2 protein-coding genes are annotated in these 1735 nt (G+C 69.7%); one reads left to right on the top strand and one right to left on the bottom strand.

All coding sequences use genetic code 11. From position 1 onward, the window contains the following. Nucleotides 1-871 (bottom strand): glycoside hydrolase family 3 N-terminal domain-containing protein (locus GT354_RS20610; RefSeq protein WP_272923855.1); only part of this gene is annotated, 871 nt, incomplete at its 3' end. Nucleotides 872-1025: 154 nt separating this feature from the next. On the opposite strand from GT354_RS20610, the gene GT354_RS20605 reads away from it, so the two are divergent. Continuing rightward, complete coding sequence (locus GT354_RS20605) at nucleotides 1026-1649, top strand: TetR/AcrR family transcriptional regulator (RefSeq protein WP_161357818.1); 624 nt, start codon at nucleotides 1026-1028, stop codon at nucleotides 1647-1649. The last annotated feature ends 86 nt before the right edge of the window (nucleotides 1650-1735 follow it).

The following is a 1735-nucleotide window of genomic DNA, read 5'->3' as shown; positions in this document are numbered from 1 at the left end:
GTACCGTGCCCGCGCGAACCGCGTCGACGAGCGCGGCACCCCACGGCCGCTCCGGGCCGGGGCCGGGCATCGCCAGGTCGAGTCCCGCGCGGCCGGCGCCCTCGGTCGAGCGGGTCGCGAACCAGTCGGAGACCACGAGTCCGTCGAAACCCCACTCGGTTCGCAGCGGCGTCTCCAGCAGCGCGTGCTCGGTCATGGTGACGCCGTCGACGCTGTTGTAGGCCGCCATCAGCGCCCACGCGCCGCCCTCGCGCACGATGTGTTCGAACGGCGCCAGGTGGATCTCGCGCAACGTGCGCTCGGACATGCGTACGTCGACCGAGTAGCGCTCGGTCTCCGAGTCGTTGGCGGTGAAGTGCTTGACGGTGGCGGCGACGCCGCCGGACTGGATCCCGCGGACCAGCGCCGAACCGATTCGCCCGGACAGCAGCGGATCCTCCGAGTAGCACTCGAAGTGCCGCCCCGCGTAAGGGCTGCGTTGGAGGTTGACGGTCGGGCCGAGGACCACGTCCACGTTCTTGCGGCGGGCCTCGACGGCGAGGAGGCTGCCCAGACGACGGACGAGATCCTCGTCCCAGGACGCCGCGAGCGCGGTCGGGCACGGCAGGGAAGCAGAGGTGTCACGCTCGTCGAAACGCTCGCCGCGAACCCCTGCGGGGCCGTCGCACAGTACGAGTTCCCGAAGGCCGATCGCGGGTTCGGCGGCGGTGCGCCAAAAGCCCGAGCCGGTGAGCAGACGCACCTTCTGTTCGAGGTCGAGCCGCGCGAGCGCGTCCTCGACCCGGTGCGCTGTGGTGGGGTCGAGCGCGGGGTCCGGCCCGTGGTCGGGAGTTCGAACGAGTGCTTCGTCGGGTGCCCGGGGATTGGGCATGGGGGTGGTTTCGGGCGGCTCGAAGGCGCCGGACGCCTCATCGGCCGAGGGCAAGGGAAGGGTGCGGTCATCATGACCGTTGGCCTGCGACACGCGAGGCACACTACATTCAATACATTCCAGGTGGAATGCTTTCGCGGAGGGAGACGAACGTATGTCGGATCGCACGGGGGCAAGGGGCCCGTACGCGCGTGGTGTGGCGCGGCGGCAGGAGATCGTGCACGCGGCCTTGGAGGTGTTCGCCACGCGCGGGTACGACGCGGTCTCGCTGCGCGAGATCGCCGCGCACGTGGGCCTTTCGCATACGGGGTTGCGGCACCACTTCTCGTCCAAGGAGGAACTGCTCACGGCCGTCCTGCGGTACAAGGACGAGCTGACGCTCATTCCGGACGAGCCGGCCGACGTGTCCGGGATCGAGTGGGTACGGGCGAGCCGTGCGGTCGTCGCGCTCAACGCGCAACAACCATTGCTGATCCGGCTGTTCGCGACGTTGTCGGCGCAGGCCACGGATCCTGCGCATCCGGCGCACGTGTACTTCGTCGAGCGGTATCGGGTGGCGCGGGAGATCGCGGCCGGGCACCTCGCGGCGGCTCGTGACGCGGGGGACATCGCGGCCGACGTGGACGCGGAGCACTGCGCCGAATTGATGTTGGCGGCGATGGACGGGCTCCAGGTGCAATGGTTGTTGGAGCCGGATCGGGTGGACATGGTGGCGGCGTATGGTCAGTTCCTGGACCGGTTTTTGGCGGTCCTGGCGGTGCCGATGCCGGAGTCTTGAGCGGTGCGGTGGCCTCGGGCGGCGGCCGGGCTGTTTGGCCTCAAGCGCCGGACGGGCTGGGTTGGTTTGGGTGGGCTGGTTGTGGT

The sequence above is a fragment of the Streptomyces sp. SID3343 genome, from assembly GCF_009865215.1.
Classification (GTDB): domain Bacteria; phylum Actinomycetota; class Actinomycetes; order Streptomycetales; family Streptomycetaceae; genus Embleya.
Note: the sequence above shows the minus strand (reverse complement) of the source record. Positions and strands in the feature narration are given on the sequence as shown.